Raw genomic sequence first — 23324 nt, forward strand, 5'->3', positions numbered from 1 at the left:
TCAAGTCAGATTTAGTTATAAAATAATATTAAATTATTGTTTAATTTACATGTATATGACTGAAAAATAACTCTATACAAAAAATGCTAAACAATAGGTTTAGCATTTTTTATTGATCTCCAATTTATATTCTTTGCTCTTTATTCTTCACTCCTTTTAGAACATCTCCCTCGCGGTTCATCACCTTCAAGAAGTATAATTTCAGAATGTAAAAACTGCGCAGCATCTGCAGAGCCTTGTACTTTTGTCGCGCTGCGTTCGAGCATTTCAGATTCAAAATCGTTTAATAAACATTCTCTCAATCCTCTTTCTTTCCATTTGGACTTAGCGTTACAGCCTTTCGAAATTTTTCTAGCCAATTTTAAAGCATCCAACAAAGCCTGATTGGCACCTTGACCTTTAAACGGACTCATGGGATGCGCGGCATCGCCAATTAAAGTAATATTCTGATTCTTTTCTAATAATTCTGAACTCAACAACTCGCGATCATAAACCGGATATCCAGAAATTAGATTTTCCTGTGTTGCCTGTAAAATCTGAGGAATAGGAGTATGCCATTGCGTTCTTCGGCAGGCTTCCTCTTTCAAGGCTTGCGGTCCTTTTGCACTTAGTTCTTTGGCCTCTTCTTCAGACATCGGAAAACTCAATTGCCACATAACAGAATCTGCAGTATAAGGCATTATATAAATACGTTCATTTCCGTTGGCAGTCTGAAATATCGTTGCACCATCTAGTAAATCACTCGAAAACCCTTCGAGCGAACTTAACGGACAAATTCCTAAGATTACAATGCAATCCAAATAACGGAGCGGTGTTGCCTCTTCGCCAATTATTAGCTTTCTCACGGCACTGCGAATACCATCGGCACCGACAACAAGATCGGCTTTTGCGGTTTTTATTTCGCCGTTTACCTGAAAATTTAGTTTTACACCATTTTCAGATGCTGTAAGATCTATTAATTGATGTCCCCATTGGATAGTATTATTTCCTCCAAGTTGTTCTAATAAAGCGAAACGAAGCGACTGTCTTGCGATATGTATGTTGGTGCGTTTTGTAGGCGTTTTAATTGCGGTTTCCAGCCATTTTCTGGTTCCCCATTCGCCTAATATTTTTCCTTCGGTATTGTGTACGATATGTTTTGTAGAAATTACACCTCCTAAAGAAGTAATCCCTAACCCTTTCATTGCTTTACTGGCTTGCTGTAACGTAAGTCCGTAACCTTGAGATCGGGTATCAAAGTTGCTGTCTCTTTCATAAATGGTAAACGGAATACCGCGATGCAAACAGGCTACCGCTAGAGCAACTCCGCCAATACCTGCGCCAATTATGGCAACATGCGGTTTTGTGAGATCGGGTTCAAGATAATTTTCAGATTGCATTAATCCAGACCCAGAACAATTTGTGCATAAATGCAAATGTGCCTTAGGACGTATCGGAGCAGTATTACTCTGCTTGTTCTCATATAAAGCCAATTCCGTTTTATAAAGGCGTTGTGCTTTTTTACTGAGTCCGCGATTTATTTTACCTTGTCCCTGGCATTCATGGCATATAGTCCACATATTCTTCTATAATTATAATGCTGTAAAATTAGCATTATTTTTTTAGAAGAAGTTCTTTTAGACAACGTGTAGACCTTTCGGGAAATAGTCAAATTCTCTAGTGGTTCTTTGAACGACCTTCTCGTTGGAAATTTCCAGTTTTTCCGTCCAATTGCCAAATTGATCATAGGTATATTGAAAACTGTTATCTCTCGTTTTAATTACGTTGTCCTGAATATCATATTCAAAAAAATCACAAGTTCCCATTGTTCTTCCTGGATAGGATATTTTATCTTCAATTAGTAAATCTTTCTCGTTATAGAAATAGTAGTGATTTTCAAAAGAATCGTCATCGTATAATGTGAGACATTGGAACAATCTTTTTCTTTCATCATAAAAAAACATTTGTTTACTTCTAACAGCATCATTACGGTACATGATTTTTTCTACCAAAGTATCATCATCATAACTGTATTTTTCGAAAGTACTAATTTCATTATCGGTATGATACGTTTTGGTATAATATCCTTTTTTTACAGGAGATAAATAATCATATATAATCTCAAAGTTTCTGTAGTTTGCTTTTTTGCAAATTATTCTTTCATCACTGTCATACTGAATATCATAGTCTTTATCTGAATGATAAATAGATCCATCTTTTTGAATTTCTATTTTTAGACGCTGTTCGGTTTTAGAACCCTCCTTATTTATTTTGATATACTTATTCGAAAGTCCCGTTATAGCATCATATTCAAATAACTCTACAAAATCTTCTGAGTGATGCTTTACGGAGAGAATTTTATCTTCTATAAAACTTTTATATTTGGTTTCGTAAGTGTCCCTAATACTCCATTTTGTAACAATTTCTTTTTGTTCATTAAATTCAAGAGAAATTGAATCTGTTCCTATAACCGGTTCAAATTCTTCCGTATTGCTATTTATCAAATAAGCAATCTGCTTCATGAATTTGACATTTCCCTTTAGGCTTTTTAGCATATTTGCTTCATAAGAGCCGTAAAACCATTGTGCCTGTGTATAGTTTTTTTCGAGATATGGGAACATAGTGTAAATGGGTTGTTTTTTATTTAAAGATACTTTTGATTTGAAGTAAAAATAGATAATTTAACGAGAAATCAGAGGTTTGGTCTCAATTAAAATGTTGTGAGTTCTTTGGTTGAAGAATCTAGTCTTTTTAAGAGTTGATATTATTTATAAAATCCTCTGTAGAAGAAAGAACATGTCCGTAATTCGGAAAATTAGTTTCGACCGTTGCTTTGATTTCTTCCCAATTAAAAGCCCCAATTCCGTCTTTTATCAAGGTAACGTGATAACCCAATTCAACACCAAATCTTGCGGTCGAATCGATGCAGGTATTGGCTCTCATGCCAGCAAGAACAATCTGGTCAATGTCATGCTGACGCAAAAGAAAATCCAAATCGGTGTTGGCAAAACCGCTCGCAGTCCAATGATTTTGAGCAATAAGATCGCCTTCCTGCATAATAAGATCGGGATGAAATTCAGCTCCCCAAGAATCTTTTTCAAACAGAGAAATACTTTTGCTCCCCAAATGAGAAGGCGCCATAAATTTCCAATTTAGATAATCTCTTATTTGCGTATGGCGGTGTGGAGCATAGATAATTTGGATTTTCTTTTCTCTCGCAGCCGTTAATAGCTTTTTTATATTACTGACCACATGATTTCCTTCAACGGTTTCTTTTGTTACAGGATATAATTTTCCTCCTTCAGAAAGAAAATCATTAAAAGGATCAATAATAATGATGGCGGTTTTTTGAAGTTGATATAAGCTCATGATTTTAAAATTTAATTTAAGTTGCTGTATTCTAATAATATGCCAGTTATAGTTTTGTTGTATTTATTGCCTTTTAGAAAAAATAGAAAAGATAGGAAACAGCGATATTTAGCAGATTTTCGAAATACAGTAAATAGGTGAGATATAAATAGGAGCAGTTTTATTTTATAATTTTTAAAAATGATTATATAAACCAAACTATTGTATTTGAGCTAATTTTAATAATCATTTAAAAACTAGGAATTATGGAGAAGAATAATCAAACCCAGAAAAACCCGAATCCTAAAGAACAGGGTGGAGGAGATCATCGAAACGATACGAGAAAACATCAATATAAAGATCATGACGAAGTTTTGACAAATGATGAAAACTATGATGTTGACTCGAAAAAGTTTAAAGGCACAGAACCTGAACTCGATGATAAATTGAATAACGAAGAAAAAAAATAATACCGAAACGTCTCAAAGTTTATTTGAGACGTTTTTTTTGCGCTCAGAAAACACTTTTTTTTAATAGATAAAAAGTAAAGAAGTAAAAGTATGGTTGGATTTTTATAGATTTGTAAAAATCTAATACAGTTTTTCAAAAAATAATTGAGAAATAATATATAATAAGGCATGAAATCGGTTACTTCATTTTTTTTACTTCTAATGTTTGTTTGTTCAAGTTCGTATTCGCAATTGAGTTCAGACAAAATATTTGAAAGTTTTAAGCAAGGTGAACGTACAAATTGTTCATCGATAGCATTTATTAAAGCTTCTTTAAATGTGTACGGATTAGATAATCTATTTGAAAGCGAAAAACTACACAATAATTCTTATAGGATTACGCTAAAAAACAATGCAACCTTTAATTTGGACAGCAGCGAAGTTACTAAAGCTAGAAAATCTGCGGGTTTTGTTTATATTAAAGATAATTGTGACAGCGAAAAAATACGCGATTATGCTGTTTTAACGTATGCTGTTATGGCAAAATACATGCAGATTATCGATAAAGAACCCACTTTTGAGAAAGCCTTAGAAGAATTGGAAGAAGGCACTGTATACACTCCAACCATCTACAAATATTTAGGATTTAAATTGGGCAAACAAATTCAGAAATTAAAAAGAGAATCTGGAAGCGAATATTGCGGAGTTGTGGCTTGGTCAAAAGCTCATGCTGTTTTTGTCTGCGAAGATTTTATGGATTACTACGGAAACAAGAAAAGCATTTGGATTAAATATCCAGGACGTTTTAGAATCATTAAGTCTTAAAAAAGAACGATTGGAATATCGTAATTTGTAGGCGTTTTATTTCTATTTTGCTAATAACATTAAAAGATTATTATAATTTTAGTAAAAAGGACTTCTAAAAATTGCATTTTAAGTTAATTTATATATTTTTGTTTTTATTCAAGAACCAAATCTATTAAGAAAATGAAGAGTAAAATTATTTTATTATGTGCACTTTTCTTCTTGACGACTGCCGCTGTTTCTGCACAGGCAAAAAACGCACCAAGAAGTATCATTAGTACAACAGCCTTAATCCGTAAATACCACGATCAAAAAGAATTAAGCGGTATGCAAAAAGGAGAGCTTTTAGAATTGTACATTGAACGTATTAAAGTTTTAGTAAAAACACTTCCTTACATTGCTTTGGTTACTAAACCAGGTGTTACAATGGCAGATCTAGGTATTCCTGATACGGCTGACAACAAAAAAATCTTAGATGGTCAGGCGTTAGGTACAACTAGTTTCTTAGATACTACAGTAGAGTTTCAAAGAAAAATGATGCCTTACTCAGATAAAGGAAATCTTATTGCAGCCATTTTATTTTATGAAACGACATTGAAATCCCTACACGAATTCAACGAGCTATAATAAGTTAGAAATACAAAAAATAGAAACTCCAAGGTCTTATGATCTTGGAGTTTTTTTTTGGTTTAAACTTTCCTGAATTGGAATTTAAAATAGCCAAAAAAGGGTTTCTAATTTTAAGATTTTAGTACAATTCTTATAAAAGCATAAAAACGCCTGTTTTTTATAACTTATTTGTTTTTAGTTGTTTATGTCTCTCTGTTTAAAAAGGTTAACATTTTTTTTGCAAAAAGTTTAATTAAAATTTGGGGAATACTATTTTTAATTTACTTTTGTTCTATCAAATTAGTAGAGTTTAAAATATAAGTTAAAAGCCAGAGATTAGAACCACGATATTTCATTCCAAAATAAGCAAAAAGCATTCGGCAGTTTTCGTCCTTATGCATTCTACGGTTAAAAGTCCTCTTTTTTAATTCATTATAAATTTTAAGAAGTACAACAATCCCGAATAGGGGTTAAAATTTTATAGGCCAATTTAAAAGAATAGTAATCCAAAAAAAAAAAGTAAAAATGAAAAAACGAATGTGTTGCAGATAAAAAGAAAAAACCATTTCTGTTGCAGCAGAAATGGTAGAAGCTTAAAAAGAAATTGTCATCTCTAAAAGGGAAAGCTAGAATAGCACAAAGCGCTCTAAGCTCGCCTTATTTATTAAACTAAAACAAAGTAATGAAAATAAAATTAAAAAGATATGCTTGGCTATGTATTTTCTTGATTTCCATAGGAGTTAAAGCTCAAGAAACAAAGCCACTAATTCAGTCTAAACTGGAAGGAACAGTTGTCGATGCCGTTACAAAAGAGCCTATTATTGGGGCTTCGGTAACGATTCAAGGAACTACACATGGTGTTATTACAGATACAGATGGAAAATTTTATTTCCAAACAGGACAAAAATTCCCTTATGTACTTTTAGTTAGTTATTTAGGATATAAAAAACAAGAAGTTGTAGTAAACAAAAACGATATTACGATCGATCTTACCGAAGAACAAAACGCTTTATCTGAAGTGGTGGTTACAGCACTTGGAATTTCAAAAGAAAAGAAATCTTTAGGATATACAACTCAATCAGTAAAAGGAAAAGAATTGGCGACTACCAAAGAAACCAACTTCTTGAATGCGCTTTCTGGTAAAGTAGCGGGTGTGCGTATTACCAATTCACAAGGAGATATGGGATCTTCTCGTATTATTATTCGTGGAGAAACCTCTATTGCAGGAAACAACCAACCGCTTTTTGTGGTAGACGGTGTTCCTGTAGATAACTCACAATTAAATTTTGGTGGAGCTACTCGTGATTTCAGAAATGCAATTGCCGATTTGAATCCGCAGGATATTGAAACTTTGACTGTTTTAAAAGGGCCAAATGCTGCTGCTCTTTACGGATCACGTGCTGCTCATGGTGTTGTGCTTATTACAACAAAATCAGGAAAAGGACAAAAAGGAGGATTTGGTGTTACTTTTAATACAGGTTTAACTGTTTCTCAAGTGGCTACTTTGCCTTCTTTCCAAAACACTTTTGGACAAGGTTCTAACGGAAGATTTAGCTACGTAGACGGAAAAGGTGGAGGAGTTAATGATGGTGTTGATGAAAGCTGGGGACCAAGAATGGACGGACGCCTTATCCCACAATTTTATTCTAAAGGAGAAGCTGTTCCTTTTATTGCGCACCCAAATAACGTGAAAGATTTCTTCAACACAGGACTTACTTACGATAATAGTGTTTCTATTGCAAAAGCTAACGATAAATCAGATTTCCGTTTAGGTGTAAACAATCAAAAACAGCTTGGAACTGTACCAAACAGTGAAATCAACAAAACAAACTTTTCTATTAATACTAATTATCAGATTTCTGAAAGTGTAAAAGTTGGGGTTAATGCCAATTATATCGCTACAAATGCTCCTCAATTGCCAGGTGGTCCATCTGGTGGTCGTGCGGCTGGTGTAATGCTTCAGTTTCTTTGGTTCGGACGTCAGGTTGATATTAATGAATTGGAAAAAGATAGAAATACCAACTGGAATAACAGCTATTACAGCAACCCATATTGGAATGCCTATTACAATACAACAAGCCAACAGCGTAACCGTTTAATTGGAGATATCCATTTAGACGCGAAATTGGCAGAAGGATTAAACTTCAGATTCCGTACAGGAGTTGATTATTACAACGATAGAAGAAAATATACTATTAAATATGGTACAAATGGAACTCCTTTCGGATCGTACGCAGAAGATGCTTACACTGTAAATGAGCAAAATACTGAGGGTATATTTCAATATACAAAACAGCTTAATGATGATTTTACTGTAGATGCACTTGCGGGATTCAACATTCGTAACCATAGCGATGCCAACAACTATCAGAAAGCGCCACGTTTAGCGGTTCCAGATTTGTATACTTTAACAAACTCTAGAGATCCGTTAACATCATCAAACTCATTATCTAGATTGAGAGTTTACAGTGCTTATGCTTCTGCTCAGTTTGGTTTTAGAAATTATGCTTTCTTGAACGTTACGGCCCGTAATGACTGGTCTTCTACATTACCAAGCAGCAATCGTTCTTATTTCTACCCATCTATTAACGGTAGTGTGGTTTTAACAGATGCATTAAATATTAAGAGCAGTACATTAGATTTCTTAAAGCTTCGTGGAGGATGGTCTGAAGTAGGTAACGATGCAGATCCGTACCAATTGGCTACAGTTTATAATTTCCAAACTGCATTTGACGGAAATCCGATCCAGACTTCTTCTCAAAGAAAACTGAATGAAAATTTGAAGCCAGAAACGACACGTTCTACTGAAATAGGTGGTGAAGCTTCTTTCTGGAAAAACAGACTTCATTTTGATATCGCGTATTACAATACCAATAGTTTTGACCAGATTTTAGAAATCAAAACTACAGCAGCAAGCGGTTACACTTCGCAGTTAATCAATGCAGGTAAAATTAATAACCAAGGTATTGAAATACAGTTAGACGCAAATCCTGTGCAAACAGAAAACTTTAAGTGGAATGTTGCTGTAAATTATTCTAAAAACAAAAGTAAAGTAGAAATTCTAGATTACGCAGGAGATATTAAAAACTATACGATTGGTTCTTCTGGAGGTGTAGATGTATTGGCATCTGTAGGGCAAGCGTATGGTGCACTTTACGGAACAGCTTACGAGCGTGATGCAAGCGGAAATATTGTAGTGGGAGCAAATGGTCTTCCAAAAGCAGATCCGACAAAAAAAGTATTAGGACATTATACTCCAGATTATTTAGCTGGTCTTACGAATACTTTGACTTACAAAAATCTTGAGCTTTCGTTCCTTGTAGATGCTAGTGTTGGTGGAGAACTTTTCTCAGGAACAAACAGAACAGGTAACTATACAGGAGTTTTAGCACAGACTCTTCCAGGTCGTGGTGCTGAAAATGGAGGTTTAAGCTACTATTATCCAGGAAACAATACCGCTAATCCGAAGACTTTGGTAACAGGCGGAGCAGCTCCAGGTGGTGCAACGATTTATGATGACGGAATGATTTTCGGAGGTGTGTTTGCAGACGGAACTCCTAATAATAAAGTGATTAGCGCACAAGAATATTATAAAGCATCATACAATATTAGTGAAGCTTACATCTATAGTTCAACTTTCGTAAAAATGAGAGAGATAAAACTTACTTATAATTTTAATAAAAAGCTGATTAAAAAACTAGGATTAGAAGGAGCAAGCGTTACCGCTGCCGGCCGTAACTTATTCTTTATTTACAAAGATGCTCCAAATATTGACCCTGAAACGGCTTTCAATACTGGAAATGCGCAAGGATTGGAAAGTTTGGCTTTACCAACAACTAGAAATTTCAGTTTAAACCTTAACGTTAAATTTTAAAAACTCGGAATCATGCTAAAAAAACTATCATATACAATACTGTTTGCATTGACACTGAGCTCTTGCAGTGATACTTTGGACGATATTAATAAAAATCCAAATGCAACTGAAACCCCTCTTGCACCGTATCTTTTAACAGGTACCTTAAAGCAAAGTGCCGATTTGTACTGGGGTGATGCAAATAACTTTAACTCGACTTTGCTGTTTGTGCAGCATTGGGCTAAAATTCAATATACAGAACCAGATCGCTATGATGTTTCTAATGCTTCTTTCACGTCATTGTGGGATAAGGGATATTCGACTCTAATTACAGATTTGAATACGATTATAAAATTTCCAGATGCTCAGGCAAACTCTAACTATAAAGGTATCGCCTTAACGTTGCGTTCATGGATCTTTTTATTACTGACAGATGCTTACGGAAGCATTCCGTACAAAGAAGCGGGTCAAAACGTAACGCCTGCCTATGGCACACAAAAAGAAGTATACACAGGATTGCTTGATGATTTAAAACAAGCGCAATCTTTGTTAAATCCAGCAAATGGTTCTGTTACAGGTGATTTGGCTTACAAAGGCGATATCTTGAAATGGAAAAAACTGGTAAACTCACTTCGTTTGCGTATTGCGCTGAGAATTTCAGACAAAGAACCAGGTTTGGCAAAACAAGCTGCTATAGATGCTACAAGCGATGCAGGAGGATTAATTGGCAGCAACGCCGAAACCTTCCAATTTGTTTATACCAGTTCACCACAGCAAAATCCAGCTTCGGCTTGGTTTGAAACTAGAGATGATTTCCGTATTTCAAAAACTATGGTCGATCAATTATATGCATTGTCAGATCCTCGTTTGCCTGTTTTTGCACAATTGCCTTCAGATGCAACTGTAGGGAAATATGTTGGAGGTGCAAACGGATTATCAAATAGTGATGCTAATAGCCAAGGTTTTGCTAAAACATCAAAACCTGGAACTTATTTCTTGACATCGGCTTCTCCAGCTGTAATTGCTTCTTATTCAGAAACATTGTTTAATCTTGCAGAAGCCGCAGCCCGCGGATATATTTCGGGAGATGCAGAACAGTATTATAAAAATGCTATTACAGCATCTTTGAATCAGTTTGGAATTACTAATTCGACTACTATTTCAACTTATTTAGATCAAGCAAGTGTGAAATATGATGCATCAAATTATGCTAAATCTATTGGTACGCAAAAATGGATTTCTTTTTTCGGACAAGGTTTAGATGCTTTTACAGAATGGAGAAGATTGGATTATCCAGTTCTTACAGCTGGTCCTGCTACTGTTTTGGACGGAAAAATTCCTTCGCGTCTTTTCTATCCTGGTACAGAACAGTCTTTAAATGGTGCTAGTTACCAAGCAGCTGTAGCGGAACAAGGAAAAGATTTATTGACAACCAAATTATGGTTTGATGTAAAATAAAAAATGTTGTTGTTTTTTTGAGTCAAAAAAAGCCCTGTATCTTATTTGATACAGGGCTTTTGCATTCGCATTTTCTATATAGTTCAATTTAAAAAAGTAAAAAAAGTTATAGAATTCAGTAACAAAACTTTCTCCGATTTTACTAATAATAAACACAGAAAAAATGGTATGTTTTTTTGTTGTAATTTAGAAATAAATTAACTGATTTATAGGTTCTAAAATAGCAATAAAGTAGAATATAAATGAGTTAGAGTTTATGAGACTTGCTATAATTTCTACAGTAAATACAAGTGTCAGAAAAAACAAAGCAATTTAAAAAGTTAAGCAGTATGCAAACTATATTAGGAGCCAACGGACAGATTGGAGAAGAATTGGCAAGAGAATTAAAAAGAAATTATACCTCAGATATACGAATTGTAAGCCGTAAAGCACAAAAAGTAAATGATACAGATTCCGTTTTTTCGGCAGATTTAACCATTAAAGAAAAAGCAATAGAAGCCGTCAAAGGTAGTGAAATAGCTTATTTTACATTAGGACTTCCGATGGATACTGACTTATGGGAAAAACAGTTTGTGCTGATTTTAAGAAATGTTATTGAAGCCTGTAAAATCAATAAAACGAAATTGGTCTTTTTTGATAATACCTATATGTATCCACAAGACAGCAGAGTGCTTACCGAAGAAACGGCCTTTGAACCTGTCGGCAGAAAGGGAGAAATTAGAAAAGAAATGGCAGAAATGGTGCTAAGCGAAATAAAAGCGGGACAATTGGAAGGCGTAATCTGTCGTGCACCTGAATTTTATGGGCCTGCCAAAACGCAGAGCATTACCAATACTTTAATCTTTAATGCTATTAAAGAAAATAAAAAACTAAAAGTTCCTTTGAAAGACTCTAAAAAAAGAAGCCTAATTTGGACACCAGACGCAAGCCGTGCCACAGCTTTAATAGGCAATACGCCAGATGCTTTTGGGCAGACTTGGCATTTGCCAGTCGATGAAAGCCATCTTAATTATAAAGAATTTATTGCCTTAGCTTCTGAAATATATGAGAGAGAACTAAAATATAAAGTTATTCCAAAGTTTGTTTTTACCATTGGTGCATTTTTCAGTAAACAAGCAAAAGAACTCCAAGAATTGCTTCCAAGATATGAGCATGCCAATGTTTTTGATGATTCAAAATTTAGAAAGCGTTTTCCAGATTTTGCTGTAACAAGCTATAGAAACGGAATTGAAGAAATAAAAAAGGAGCAGCAATTTTAATCAGAATGATGGTTTGAAAGAAAATTAAAAATGCTAAATCCAAAAGATCTAGCATTTTTATATATTTTTTAAAGTCGAAATATATAATTTCTATAACGATTCATACCAATCTAAAATATAATCGGCAACACTTTCCCAGCCCGGTTCTCCGCAAATAAAATGGCTTTTGCCATCAAATATTTTTAGATCGACACGACCTGCATTTTCTTTGTATCGGCTGGCAATTGTCTCTGTTAAATTAGGAGGGAAGATATGGTCGTTTCCGCCGCCAATAAACAAAATAGGTTCGTGCGGTTTTTTGAAATTGATATTAGAGAAAGAATTCAAAACCAATTCTCTGCTGACTTTATAGCTTTCAGGCACTGCGAATTTCTCAAAAGCAATGCTTTTTTGCGATTCCGGAATGGTATTAAAAAAAGCATAATCATACCATTTTCTGCTTCCCATAAAATATTTGCTTGTAGAGAAAAAGCCAAAAGCCGGTATTACTGTTTTTAAGGTTTGAAATGGCGGAAACACATTTTTTGGAGGCGCACCATCAATGCTTACTCCAGCCGCTGCTTTACCTAATTCAACCAGTTTTAAGGTGGCCATACCCGCCATAGAATGTCCTATTACCAAAGGCTTTTCGGGTAAAGTGTCTATTAATTTGCTGATGGCCGTAACAATATCTATAAATCCAGTTTTAGTAAGATCAGGATGCACTCTTGCTCTCAATTCGGCAGGAACTCCTTCGTGTCCTGGGTTTGCGGGAGTATAAACCGTATATCCTTTTTGTTCATAGTACTTTTTCCATTCTGTCCACGTTTTGTCGTTCACAAAATTTCCATGAATGAGTACAATAGTTTTAGATTTTGACATGATTCTTTTTATTTGATTAGTGTTAGAATTTCTTTAAAAATTTCCCGTCTCGAATCTTTTACAAGTTCATAAAGGCACATTTCAACATTGGTTACTGAAGCTCCTTTGTGCTGCAGTTTTTGCAAAGCAATTACAATGCTTTCTTCTGATCTGGAAGAAATACAATTGGCTACAACTTCGACTTCAAAATTATAGGCCAATAATCCTATTGCCGTTTGATACACACAGATATGAGCTTCTATACCGCAGATTAACCACTGCTTTCTACCAGAATCTATAATCGCCTGTTTAAAAGTTTCGTTATCCAATGCATTGAAAGAAAACTTCTCAATTGGTTTCTGATCCTGAAATAGCTTTTCTAATTCAGGTATCGTTGCGCCAAGTCCTTTTGGGTTTTGTTCGGCCCAAATTATCGGAATTGAAAGTAATTGACAGCCTCGAATAAGTTTTTCCAAATTAGCGGTTAGCTTTTCGCTGTTGTGCACCATTCGGGCCAATTTTCCTTGAACATCAATTACAATCAATCCAGTTTTTTCTTGTACAAGCATAACGACTTCTTTTTATTGTTTTTGAGAATTAAATTTACAAATTTATTTTCTTGTAAAATATTTAATTACAGATTGTTAAGTTTGTTTTGTTCAAGGATTAATCTTACTTCAAATACTTTTTAAGTTCTGCTGCGGCTTGAATAAAAAGTGCTTTTGTCTGCGGAATTTCAGCTAAACCATTCAATAACCCGAAATCGTGAATGACGTCGTTGTAGCGAACAGTTGTAACCACAACTCCCGCATCACTCAATTTACGTCCGTAAGCTTCTCCTTCATCTCTCAAAATATCATTTTCGGCAACTTGAATTAAAGTAGGAGGAAGACCTTTCAGCTGAGATAAATTGGCTTGCAGTGGCGAAGCGTATATTTCTTTTCTTTTGGAAGGATCTACGTATTGATCCCACATCCATTTCATTAAAGAATCGGTCAGAAAGCGCTGTTTGCCATAGAGTTTATACGATTCTGTTTCAAAATTAGCATCGGTTACAGGCCAGAAAAGAATCTGCACTTTATAGAGCGGCGTTCCTTTTTCTTTCGCCATCAAGGCACTCGCTGTAGCCAGATTTCCACCAGCACTATTGCCCACGATTCCTAATTTGCTTCCATCCACATTGATTTCGCTTCCATGCGCCGAAATCCATTTTGCGGCTGCGTAAACCTCGTTTACAGGCTGAGGATATTTGTGTTCTGGAGCCAGAGAATAATTGACAAAAACGCCCACATAACCCGTTAAAACGCTTAAATCTCTAACCATTCTTTTGTGAGTAGGATAATCGCCCAGCACCCAACCGCCGCCATGAATGAACATAAAAACAGGCAGTTTTCCTTTCGCGCCAGCGGGACGAACAATATTCAACTTGATTTTGTAACCGTCGGCTGTAATTTCTTTTTCCGATTCTTCAATTCCAGACAAATCAACTTTAAAAGCATTTTGAGCGCCAACCAATACATTTCGGGCATCTGCAACCGGAAGCGATTCTAATGGAGCTCCTCCAGAATTTAGAGGTTTTAAAAAGGCTTTTACGGCTGGAGTCAAATGCGGATCTGTAGCATAATCGCCTTGCGCATAACCTTTTGTTGTTAAAGTGTTTAAAATTATATAAGGAATAAAGATCATTTTTAAGAGAATTGATTTTTTCATTGTGTTTAAGCTTTAGAATTATGTTTTATTTTACAGAATAAGGCAATGAAAGATTTCCGCTGGCAACAGTATAAACTTTGTATACCCCGAGCATTGGCTTAGAACCTTCAGAATCATGCGAACCGCCAGCTCCTGTGCTAACTTCCATATAGCAGCTTACAGCATCAAACTTAAAATTGGTTTTGTTGTTGATTCTAAAATCGGGTACGATTACTTTTATAGAATTTCCTTTAGACACGATATTAAAACCTGGGCTATCCATATACATTGCCATTCCAGGATTTGTTGGAGGAAGAACCACATTTGGATCTCCTTTTGTAAATTCTCTAACCGAAAGTCCGCCGGCAACACGTTTGTCTTCAACTAACAAAACCCAGTGTGCATGCCAGATTAAACCATCATTGAGATAATTTCCGTCAAGATTTTCATCCCAAAGCGGAGTGTCTTCAAAATCGGGATGAGAAGTAAGCGCAAGTGCTACTATTCCTTCGGCTTGACCGAAACCAATATCAGAAGATTTTAAAGTAGTCGGAAAAACATAGGCCAAAACTGGCGCACCATTTAACTGGCCAACTGGTTTAGGCATTGTTTTTCCTGCAGTTCCTTCTACTTTAATGTCCCAAACCGTAAGGCCTAAATCTGCTTTATGGGTTATTGTAGCCGATTTTATTTTAAAATCACTGTTATTGTAGGAACTGCATTTATCGCAGGCTTTTGCAGCGCTAAAATTTAGAAATAAAATGATGATTAGCAATATTGATTTTTTCATAATAAATTGGTTTTTAAGGGTTAACTTCCCTAGAAAACCAATTTATATGCCATGGCAATAAAAGCTTTAATAATAAGGTTTTAGCGCTTTTTATGAAGATTAAAAGCGCTATATTTCGCTAAACCCATTTCGATTCGTGAGATATCGCTACAAAAGAAATAAGCATTGTAGTGTGATACTAAACACATAGAGACATAGTTTAAAGTGTTGACCTTGAACTAGAAAAGGTATTTTACTAATTTAAAAACACATAGTTATCTATGTTTAGAAACTTGTTTCTTTTGTCTTCTTTCAGATACAAACAAAACTATGTTTCTATGTGTTGAAATTAATTGTATCCAATAGAAAACTATCTTCTTTTTTCATTGATTGGAAACTCTTTAGAGAATTCTATTTTAAGAATTGTTCCATTATTGTTTTCCATAGAAAAAGCCGCATCCAAATCATCGCTAAGACCTCTTATTAGACTTAAGCCAAACGAATTGATTTTTTTATTGCTGATGTTTGCATCAAAGCCCACTCCGTTATCAGCAATTGTCAGCAGGTATTTGTCTTCTGTTGTCGCTTGGAGCGTAACATAAATCATTCCTATTCTGTTGTCTGGAAAAGCGTATTTTATTGAATTGGTAATAGCTTCGTTTAAGATAAGCCCAAGCGGAACGGCCTGTGCAACATCTAATTCGAGCGGATCAATTTTAAGTTCAAAGCGAATGCGTTGTCCAAGCGAGAAAGATTCTCTCAAATACTCGACTAATTCTTTGATGTAATTGGGCATATTGATCGTCGAAATATTCTCTGAACTATATAGTTTTTGATGAATTAACGACATAGAATGAATGCGATGCTGACTGTTTTTAATGGCCGACAACGCCATATCGTTCTCCAAATAAGCCGATTGCGAATTAAGAAGGCTTATGACGGTTTGAAGATTATTTTTTACGCGGTGATGGATTTCTTTCAAAAGCCATTCTTTTTCATCTAACAAATGTCTAAGATTAATGTTCTTTTGATTGATTTCTTTTTCTTTAAATTCCAATTCAGCATTCGTTCTCTGTTTTAGGCGGTATCGATTGTATAATAAACCAAGAAAAAGAGCCAATAAAACCAAACTCCAGATGGAAAGCGTATTTAATAATTTTGATTTTTTTAAAGCCGTTTGCTGTAAATCGGTTTCTTTGTCTAATTGTTTGATTTTTTGTTCTTTATTTTCTGTTTCGTATTGAATTCTAAGCTCTTCAATTTGTTTGTTTTTAGAATAATCTAAAAGAGAATCACTGAATTTTTTATACAATTTATGATGTACCAAAGCCGATTTAAAATCCCCATTTAGCGAATCCAATTTATACAAAGACATTTCCAATGCTTCCGAATTGTAGGTCTTACCATATTTTTTGGAAAGCGCTTCGACTTTATCAATATAAAATTTTGTTTTGGCTAGATTTTGCCGATTTGCATAAAATAAAGCAATAGACGAATACGTATTGCAGAGATCTCGATAAGTTTGCGGTGAATCTAAAGCATCTGCAGCTTCTCCGGCTTTTATAAAATACTTTTCGGCGGTGCCATAATTTTTAATTCGCCAATAACAATTTGCGTAGGCAAAATTCATAATCATGTTGTCAAATTTATTTGGAGGCGGATAATGGCTTGTTATAGAATTCATATATTCTATGGCTTCTTTGTTTTTTCCTTTGGCAGACAAAGAGGCTGTAGCCGTGATGAAACTTTTATACCAGCTTCCACTGCTAAAAACATTTTGCCCGTATTTTATGCTTTTTTCAGCCATTTTCATGGCATCATCGGTATGTCCCATCTGCAAATACATTAAACCTAGACGCATATAAAAAATATCTGCAAAAGTGTAATCTTTGGTAGATTCCATTGTTTGCACACTCTTTAGAGCATAATATAAAGCACTTTTCATGTTAAACTGAACAGCTTCTATATGAGCAATTGTAGTTTCTCCATACTGCTGCTGTCTGAAGCCGATTTTTCGCATATCGGCAATATTTTGATAGAGTATTTTTTTGGCATCGTTTATTTTTCCGTGCCAGAAATAAATGGTGCACAGCTTTGCTTTTGTTTCCAGTCTTTTTTCTTCAAGACCCAATGTTTTAAACAAAGCTTCGGCTTCTTTTAGAATTTTCTCTTTTTCGGGATCTAAGTCATATTGATAGCTCGCCTGATTGAGTAATGCATGTGCCAGCGCTGTTTTATCTTTTTGTTTTCGGCACTCGTTTACAACCTGTAAAAAGCATTTTTTACTTTCAGGATAGTTGTTGATTTGGAAATAAAATTTTCCCAAAAGCATTAAACTTTCATGCTGCCATTTTTGTGTTTTTAGCTCATTACTAATCTTTACCGCGTCGGTGATATAAAGATTAGCGTTTTTTAAATCTTCTGGCTTTGTAAAAGGTTTGAAGAGATAAAAGATTCCCAATTGTAGCGCCAGTTTTATTTTATCGACACCTTTAGATTTCAAATAAAGCTTTTTTGCGGCATCGATGTTTCCTTTTTCAATTAAATCATTTCCAATTAGATAAGAGCCATCATTAAAACCTTCGTCATAAGCTAAAGAAACAGGAAGTTTATAGGCCTTGCAGGTTAAAACTACAGAACTATCGGCATCAATAGAGCCTTGATTTGAATTGTATAAATAAGAAGAGCAGGTGTGAATTAATAGACGTTTCTTTTTTAAGTCATAATTTGCTGTTGCAGGATGGTTTTGTGCCTGAGAATTAATTGTAATAAAAAACAGCAGACAAAACGTGTAAAGTAGCTTCATGGTTTATTAGAATTAAATTTAGTAGGTTTTGGATTAACAAATATAGGAAGAAACAATTTTTATGTTTTGAAAAATAATATGAAAATTACGGTTAATTATGATTTTTATTTATCTAAATTTGGAAACGACTAATTTTAATTGTGATAATTAACTATTTTTGTATCAATAAATTAAGTGCAAGATAGATAAAAAATAACCACTTATGAAAAATTCTCCCGATAACGGATATGAAACTGTTTCTTCAGGTTTGAAAAAACGAATTTTAATTGTAGAAGATCAATTTATTGAAGCTCACGATTTACAGTTAATTCTCGAGAAAGCAAATTATGAAGTTATCGGAATCGCGCGGTCGGTAGAACAGGCATTGGAACAAATTGAAATTGAAAAACCAGATTTGGTCTTCTTGGATATTATGCTCAAAGGAAGCCGAAATGGTATTGAGTTGGCGCATATTCTTAAAGAGAAATATATTGGTTTCATATTTATTTCTGCCAATTCAAGTAAAACTGTATTAGATCAAGCTAAAACTACTCATCCTTATGGGTTTATCGTAAAACCTTTCCGAGATCAAGATGTGCTAACGACTCTTGAAATTGCATTTTATCGTCAGCAATACAGCTTAGAAAGTCAGCTCATGCAGCAGTTTCAGTTTCAGACCGCAATTACAGAAATTATAAATTCAAATCTAAAGAAAGAAGAGGCGTTATTGGCATTTGCAAAAGCGGCTCAAACTTTTATTCCTTTTGATTATTTGGAAACGGGTTTTGTGACTTCCACGCATTATGATAATCTCGGAATTGTCCGCAGAAATTTAGAACAATATCAAATCATCAATTTGCAGAAACTTTCGCAAATAGCGGTATTGTCAGAAAAAGAAATCAACGAAACTTACAGGAAATCTAAAGTAGATAAAAAGCCTGTGATTTATAGCGAAGAAGCATTGATTAACAACCTGCAAGAAGCGCCAATTAAAGCTTTAATTGCACACAATTTTGGGATCAAATCTTATTTGGTTTTTCCGCTTTCAATTGCCTCGATCCAGAGCTATCATTTTACTTTTTACAGCCGTAGCCTTAGTGTTTATTCTCAAGAACACTTGCGATTATTAGGTTCACTTGAAACGCTTTTTCATCAATTTATTGCTAAAATTTATTCGAAAGAAGATTTAAATCTGCCTATTAAAAAAACGGAAGTCAAAAGCACAACTCCTCCTGTAAACACGCAAGAAGGTTTTAAAGGGATTATTGGCAACAGTTCGCAAATGGGCACAGTTTTTAATTATATTCGGAAAGTTTCGCCTTCAGATACTTCGGTTTTAGTTTTAGGAGAAAGCGGAACAGGAAAAGAAAAAATTGCGCAAAGCATACATGCTTTATCTCCGAGAAAAGACAAACCTTTGGTTATTATCAATTGTGGCGCTATTCCTGAAAATCTTGCCGAATCATTGCTTTTTGGGCATGAAAAAGGGGCTTTTACAGGCGCTTTGGACAGACGCATTGGTAAATTTGAATTGGCAGATGGAGGAACTATTTTTTTAGATGAAATAGGAGAGATGTCTCTCGAATTGCAGGTAAAACTGCTTCGTGTTTTGCAAGAAAGAGAAATTGAGCGTGTAGGCGGTACTTCGCCAATGAAAATAGATGTTAGGATTATTGCGGCAACCAATAAAAATTTGGAAGAAGAAGTGGCAGCAGGACGATTTAGAATGGATTTGTACTATCGTTTGCATGTTTTTCCGATTATGGTTCCGCCATTAAAAAAGAGAAAAGAAGACATTCCAGATTTAGCTAATCATTTTATAGCAGTTTATAGTGAGAAAATGGGTAGAAAAGCGCCTATTCTTTCCGATTTTGCTTTGCAGCAGATTATAAATTACAATTGGCCAGGAAACATTAGAGAACTCGAACATGTAATGCAACGCGCCATTTTGCTGACAGAAGGAAATGCGATTAAAGAAATTGAACTTTCTATGTCTTCCAAAATGCATCCTGAACCAGCACAAGAATCATTTTCTATAAAAACGATATTAGAAAATGAACGAGATTATATTTTGTATATCCTTAAAAAATGCAACGGAAAAATTTCTGGTGCTGGTGGCGCCGCCGAAATTCTGGATATTCATCCGTCGACTTTAAATTCTAAGATTAAAAAGCTGGAAATTAAGAAAGGGATTATTTAGTGGGAATATTGATTCTGTTTTTTTAATCATGTTTAAACATAGCCCGTGGTTTCAACCACGGGAACATTTAAAAATTCCGCAAGAGGTTTCAACCACGTGAACACAAAAAAAATCTGCAATCCATTAAGAAATTTTCTTTAGCCAATTGGCGATGAACTCAGCAATAGTCTGCCAGTTTTCTTGATTTATACTCAAATGATTGCCCTCTTGAAATTCTTTGTAACAAGTGATAGAATGAAGGTTTTTGTATTTTTTAAAGTTTAAATAATTTAGAGAAGCAGGAACAAAAGCATCTTCTGAACCCGATACAAACAAAAGCGGATTGTGTTTTTTCTTGAAATCAATCTTAGCCGACTTAGAATAAACGTTTCGTATAACTGATTTAGATTCTGGAATCAATAGAGCTTCGTAAGCTTCTTTTTGTTTTTCAAACGGCATTTGGTTCGCAAAATAGTGTTGCCATGTCTTAAAAGGCATTAAAAAGGGCTTATTTGTTGAGCTAAAACGATCAGAAAGGTTCCAGATTGCTTTATAAAACGAAAAATTAAAATGCATAAGATTACCAGGCGGAATAGAATTGATGCAGATTCCGTGCGATCCCAATTCTTTTTGAAGCAGTAACTGCGTTAGAAGTCCGCCATAGGAATGACCTATCAAGATTGGTTTTTCAGGAAGCTTGTCAATGATTTCAGTGTAATAATCCAATAAGTTATTTAAACGAATTAAAGCAATTTTGGACTCTGAATGGTTTTGTCTCAAATCGACTGCCAATTCGTTTTTGTAAAGCCAAGGCGGAGCAACTGTTTTATAGCCTTCATTTTCAAAAAAAACAATCCATTTTTTCCAGCAAGCATGGCTGATGAATGTTCCAGTAATAAACATAATCGTTTTTTTAGTAGATAAATACATCATATCGAAGCTGTTAGATTAATGTTTAGAAAAGAGTACTATTTCATTTACAAAAAACAAAAGGAATGCCTTTTTTATAAAGTATTGATTCTAAAAGCATTGTTCTTAAAACGCATGAGGGAATTATTATATATCGTTAAAAAGAAGATTGGATTCTTGAAATATCATAATTCTTTAGCATACGAATAATCGTTAAATGCTTTATTGTTAGTGTTCTGCGTTTTGGTTTAATCTTTGTCTACTTGATGAAAACGAATATTGATTTCAATCTTTAACTTATAATTATGGAAAAAATTTATGACGCAGAGACACGTTTTGCCGATTTAGGCGATCGTAAAATTGCTTATCGTTCGTACGGCAAAGGAAAAGCAGTAATTTTTGTGAACCGTTTTAGAGGAACACTAGATACTTGGGATCCGTTGTTTGTTGCATCGATGGCAGAAAAGTTCAACGTTATCGTATTTGATTATTCTGGAATTGGCTCTTCTACAGGAAGTCTTGCTCCAGACATTACCGTTGTAGCCAAAGACGTAAAGGATTTGGCAGATGCCTTAAAATTAGATTCGGTTGTTGTTTTAGGATGGTCTTATGGTGGGTTGGTGGCACAGACGGCAACTTTGCTTTATCCTAATTTGGTAACGCATGCCGTTTTGGTGGGAACAAATCCGCCGGGAGAAAACAAAATTCCTATTGAGCAAGCATTTTTTGATGCCGCACTCAAACCTTTAAATGATTTTGATGATGAAATTGTGCTGTTTTTTGAACCAAAATCAGAATCAAGCCGTTTGGCAGCAAAAGCTTCGCACGATAGAATTCATAAAAAGATAGCCGTAGATAAAATTCCTTCTACAATGGATGTTTTTCAATTGTATTTTGGCGGAGGAGATACTTTTAGAGAAGATGCTTTAAACTTTAGAGAACAATTGAAAAAGACCAAAACGCCTATTCTAATTATTTCTGGAGATCATGACATCAGTTTTGCCGTAGACAATTGGTATCCGATTATCAATCAAATGACAAATGCGCAAATGATTGTTTATGCCACAACAGGACACGCACCTCAGCATCAATATCCGGAACTTACCGCGCAATACATCATTAATTTTGTAGAATACATATAATTTGAAGTTCATCAGCAGAACTTCATTATATGCAAAAGGAATAGTGTCAGCAGCTATTCCTTTTTTTTATGAAAAAAAATGGTGTTGTTTTCTGTAGTCTTTTTTATAAAATGATATTTCGCTAAAACCCACATTTTAGCGAAATATAGCAATGAAAAATAATCAATTTAAATTTCAATGGTTGTGTTTATTTTAGGCAAGAATAATTGAAAAGAAGCTTTGTTAAACTCTTCTAAAGCTTTCTGATGATCCATTACAATAAATCCGAAAGTATCGTAATGAACGCCTAATATTTTGTTTACCGCAACGAGTTTTGCGGCTTCAATAGCTTCTTCAATTCCCATGGTAAGTCCGTCGCCAATAGGGAAAACAGCAAAGTCAAGTTTGGTAAATTTAGGAATCAGTTGCATGTCTAAAGTTAGAGCCGTATCGCCGCTGTAATAGAAATTCCCATCTGTTGTTGAAAGCACAAAACCACAGGCAATTCCGCCGTAAGAGCCATCTATAAAACTGCTAGGATGCTGGGCTATCACACATTTTACGGTTCCGAAATCAAAATCGAATTTTCCGCCTGGATTAATGGGATGTGCATTTTCGATTCCGTTTTTCAATAGCCAATTATAGATTTCAAAATTTCCGAGCACTTTTGCGCCCGTATTTTTGGCAATTCGCTCTACATCGAGAATATGGTCATAATGCGCATGTGAGATAAAAATGTAATCGGCCTTTATACCATCTACATCAACCTCTTTGGCTAACTCGTTTGGTGTAACAAAAGGATCGAAAAGAAGGTGTTTTCCGCTGGCATAAACAGAAAAACACGAATGTCCGTAGTAAGTAACTTTCATGGTAAAACGTTTTAAATCAGTTAATAATGATAATTATTTTCAAGAAATGTGCCAGTGGGGAATGACGTTATAAAAGCAAAATTATTAAGAACTTTGTTTAAATGCTCTAGTGGAGCAAAATATTTATAGAATTACATTTCACCGCTACAGAAAGCTCCAACGGAGCGACATAAAAAATGGTTTTAGAGAAGGAGATTGCATTACACTGATTTTCCGTAAATTAAAATAGCACTTATAAAATAAAATTTTTATCTTTAACTAGTTGGTATATTGGTTTATATATGTTTTTTGCTGATATACTTTTTTCGCTGCTTAAGTTAAGGACCCCAAATTTTCGTAAACAGTATATTCTAAATAAATTTAAACCATTTCAGAATTTATCTGAATAATAAGTTTTTATCTCA

Annotated in this window: 18 protein-coding genes; 8 read left to right on the top strand and 10 right to left on the bottom strand. The window is 34.6% G+C overall.

Annotated features, from left to right (window positions below; all coding sequences use genetic code 11):
• Positions 1-140 precede the first annotated feature (140 nt).
• From BSF41_RS08940 to BSF41_RS08950, 3 genes are all read right to left on the bottom strand, one after another.
• Positions 141-1559 carry an NAD(P)/FAD-dependent oxidoreductase gene (locus BSF41_RS08940; RefSeq protein ID WP_095929160.1) on the bottom strand — a complete coding sequence of 473 codons (1419 nt, stop codon included), beginning with the start codon at positions 1557-1559 and terminating at the stop codon, positions 141-143.
• A gap of 57 nt (positions 1560-1616) precedes the next feature.
• Positions 1617-2600 (bottom strand): hypothetical protein, encoded by a 984-nt coding sequence (locus BSF41_RS08945; RefSeq protein WP_095929161.1) that lies wholly within the window; start codon positions 2598-2600, stop codon positions 1617-1619.
• Positions 2601-2730: 130 nt separating this feature from the next.
• Complete coding sequence (locus BSF41_RS08950) at positions 2731-3348, bottom strand: isochorismatase family cysteine hydrolase (protein WP_095929162.1); 618 nt, start codon at positions 3346-3348, stop codon at positions 2731-2733.
• Positions 3349-3593: 245 nt separating this feature from the next.
• Between BSF41_RS08950 and BSF41_RS08955 the strand changes: the two genes are divergently transcribed.
• The 6 genes from BSF41_RS08955 to BSF41_RS08980 all read left to right on the top strand — a co-directional run bounded on the left by BSF41_RS08955 (position 3594) and on the right by BSF41_RS08980 (position 11759).
• Entirely contained in the window at positions 3594-3797 is a 204-nt protein-coding gene (locus tag BSF41_RS08955) for a hypothetical protein (RefSeq protein WP_095929163.1), read from the top strand.
• Positions 3798-3965: 168 nt separating this feature from the next.
• Positions 3966-4601, top strand: a complete 636-nt coding sequence (locus BSF41_RS08960; RefSeq protein ID WP_095929164.1) for a hypothetical protein — start codon at positions 3966-3968, stop codon at positions 4599-4601.
• Positions 4602-4763: 162 nt separating this feature from the next.
• Complete coding sequence (locus BSF41_RS08965; RefSeq protein WP_095929165.1) at positions 4764-5207, top strand: hypothetical protein; 444 nt, start codon at positions 4764-4766, stop codon at positions 5205-5207.
• A 664-nt stretch (positions 5208-5871) separates the two neighbouring features.
• Positions 5872-9063 (top strand): SusC/RagA family TonB-linked outer membrane protein, encoded by a 3192-nt coding sequence (locus BSF41_RS08970; protein ID WP_095929166.1) that lies wholly within the window; start codon positions 5872-5874, stop codon positions 9061-9063.
• Positions 9064-9075: 12 nt separating this feature from the next.
• A complete protein-coding gene (locus BSF41_RS08975) occupies positions 9076-10500 on the top strand; it encodes a SusD/RagB family nutrient-binding outer membrane lipoprotein (RefSeq protein ID WP_095929167.1) in 1425 nt (474 codons plus the stop codon).
• Positions 10501-10829: 329 nt separating this feature from the next.
• A complete protein-coding gene (locus BSF41_RS08980; RefSeq protein WP_095929168.1) occupies positions 10830-11759 on the top strand; it encodes an NAD-dependent epimerase/dehydratase family protein in 930 nt (309 codons plus the stop codon).
• Between the two features lie 90 nt (positions 11760-11849).
• Here the strand turns inward: BSF41_RS08980 and BSF41_RS08985 are convergent, their stop codons facing one another.
• From BSF41_RS08985 to BSF41_RS09005, 5 genes are all read right to left on the bottom strand, one after another.
• Complete coding sequence (locus BSF41_RS08985) at positions 11850-12620, bottom strand: carboxylesterase (protein WP_095929169.1); 771 nt, start codon at positions 12618-12620, stop codon at positions 11850-11852.
• 8 nt (positions 12621-12628) lie between these two features.
• The gene (locus BSF41_RS08990; RefSeq protein WP_095929170.1) at positions 12629-13168 is read right to left on the bottom strand and encodes a hydrolase; all 540 of its coding nucleotides are present in this window, start codon (positions 13166-13168) and stop codon (positions 12629-12631) included.
• A 103-nt stretch (positions 13169-13271) separates the two neighbouring features.
• Complete coding sequence (locus BSF41_RS08995; protein ID WP_095929171.1) at positions 13272-14309, bottom strand: alpha/beta hydrolase; 1038 nt, start codon at positions 14307-14309, stop codon at positions 13272-13274.
• Between the two features lie 25 nt (positions 14310-14334).
• Positions 14335-15078, bottom strand: coding sequence for a hypothetical protein (locus tag BSF41_RS09000; RefSeq protein ID WP_095929172.1), 744 nt, complete (start codon positions 15076-15078; stop codon positions 14335-14337).
• A gap of 349 nt (positions 15079-15427) precedes the next feature.
• The gene (locus BSF41_RS09005) at positions 15428-17863 is read right to left on the bottom strand and encodes a sensor histidine kinase (RefSeq protein ID WP_095929173.1); all 2436 of its coding nucleotides are present in this window, start codon (positions 17861-17863) and stop codon (positions 15428-15430) included.
• 202 nt (positions 17864-18065) lie between these two features.
• On the opposite strand from BSF41_RS09005, the gene BSF41_RS09010 reads away from it, so the two are divergent.
• Positions 18066-20042 carry a sigma 54-interacting response regulator gene (locus BSF41_RS09010; RefSeq protein WP_216359040.1) on the top strand — a complete coding sequence of 659 codons (1977 nt, stop codon included), beginning with the start codon at positions 18066-18068 and terminating at the stop codon, positions 20040-20042.
• Positions 20043-20165: 123 nt separating this feature from the next.
• Here BSF41_RS09010 and BSF41_RS09015 read toward each other — a convergent pair whose 3' ends face one another.
• Positions 20166-20954 carry an alpha/beta fold hydrolase gene (locus BSF41_RS09015; protein WP_253251788.1) on the bottom strand — a complete coding sequence of 263 codons (789 nt, stop codon included), beginning with the start codon at positions 20952-20954 and terminating at the stop codon, positions 20166-20168.
• A gap of 281 nt (positions 20955-21235) precedes the next feature.
• Here BSF41_RS09015 and BSF41_RS09020 point away from each other — a divergent pair, with 281 nt between their 5' ends.
• The gene (locus BSF41_RS09020) at positions 21236-22072 is read left to right on the top strand and encodes an alpha/beta fold hydrolase (RefSeq protein WP_095929174.1); all 837 of its coding nucleotides are present in this window, start codon (positions 21236-21238) and stop codon (positions 22070-22072) included.
• A gap of 167 nt (positions 22073-22239) precedes the next feature.
• On the opposite strand, the gene BSF41_RS09025 is transcribed toward BSF41_RS09020, so the two are convergent.
• The gene (locus tag BSF41_RS09025; protein WP_095929175.1) at positions 22240-22920 is read right to left on the bottom strand and encodes a metal-dependent hydrolase; all 681 of its coding nucleotides are present in this window, start codon (positions 22918-22920) and stop codon (positions 22240-22242) included.
• Between the last annotated feature and the right edge of the window lie 404 nt (positions 22921-23324).

It is taken from the genome of Flavobacterium sp. ACN2 (assembly GCF_002303885.1).
Taxonomy (GTDB): Bacteria; Bacteroidota; Bacteroidia; order Flavobacteriales; family Flavobacteriaceae; genus Flavobacterium.

What these genes read in the sequence shown, in the direction of transcription:
- BSF41_RS08940 (WP_095929160.1), bottom strand. Translation starts at nt 1,559, where the DNA reads ATGTGGACTATATGCCATGAATGCCAGGGACAAGGTAAAATAAATCGC.
- BSF41_RS08945 (WP_095929161.1), bottom strand. Translation starts at nt 2,600, where the DNA reads ATGTTCCCATATCTCGAAAAAAACTATACACAGGCACAATGGTTTTAC.
- BSF41_RS08950 (WP_095929162.1), bottom strand. Translation starts at nt 3,348, where the DNA reads ATGAGCTTATATCAACTTCAAAAAACCGCCATCATTATTATTGATCCT.
- BSF41_RS08955 (WP_095929163.1), top strand. Translation starts at nt 3,594, where the DNA reads ATGGAGAAGAATAATCAAACCCAGAAAAACCCGAATCCTAAAGAACAG.
- BSF41_RS08960 (WP_095929164.1), top strand. Translation starts at nt 3,966, where the DNA reads ATGAAATCGGTTACTTCATTTTTTTTACTTCTAATGTTTGTTTGTTCA.
- BSF41_RS08965 (WP_095929165.1), top strand. Translation starts at nt 4,764, where the DNA reads ATGAAGAGTAAAATTATTTTATTATGTGCACTTTTCTTCTTGACGACT.
- BSF41_RS08970 (WP_095929166.1), top strand. Translation starts at nt 5,872, where the DNA reads ATGAAAATAAAATTAAAAAGATATGCTTGGCTATGTATTTTCTTGATT.
- BSF41_RS08975 (WP_095929167.1), top strand. Translation starts at nt 9,076, where the DNA reads ATGCTAAAAAAACTATCATATACAATACTGTTTGCATTGACACTGAGC.
- BSF41_RS08980 (WP_095929168.1), top strand. Translation starts at nt 10,830, where the DNA reads ATGCAAACTATATTAGGAGCCAACGGACAGATTGGAGAAGAATTGGCA.
- BSF41_RS08985 (WP_095929169.1), bottom strand. Translation starts at nt 12,620, where the DNA reads ATGTCAAAATCTAAAACTATTGTACTCATTCATGGAAATTTTGTGAAC.
- BSF41_RS08990 (WP_095929170.1), bottom strand. Translation starts at nt 13,168, where the DNA reads ATGCTTGTACAAGAAAAAACTGGATTGATTGTAATTGATGTTCAAGGA.
- BSF41_RS08995 (WP_095929171.1), bottom strand. Translation starts at nt 14,309, where the DNA reads ATGAAAAAATCAATTCTCTTAAAAATGATCTTTATTCCTTATATAATT.
- BSF41_RS09000 (WP_095929172.1), bottom strand. Translation starts at nt 15,078, where the DNA reads ATGAAAAAATCAATATTGCTAATCATCATTTTATTTCTAAATTTTAGC.
- BSF41_RS09005 (WP_095929173.1), bottom strand. Translation starts at nt 17,863, where the DNA reads ATGAAGCTACTTTACACGTTTTGTCTGCTGTTTTTTATTACAATTAAT.
- BSF41_RS09010 (WP_216359040.1), top strand. Translation starts at nt 18,066, where the DNA reads ATGAAAAATTCTCCCGATAACGGATATGAAACTGTTTCTTCAGGTTTG.
- BSF41_RS09015 (WP_253251788.1), bottom strand. Translation starts at nt 20,954, where the DNA reads ATGATGTATTTATCTACTAAAAAAACGATTATGTTTATTACTGGAACA.
- BSF41_RS09020 (WP_095929174.1), top strand. Translation starts at nt 21,236, where the DNA reads ATGGAAAAAATTTATGACGCAGAGACACGTTTTGCCGATTTAGGCGAT.
- BSF41_RS09025 (WP_095929175.1), bottom strand. Translation starts at nt 22,920, where the DNA reads ATGAAAGTTACTTACTACGGACATTCGTGTTTTTCTGTTTATGCCAGC.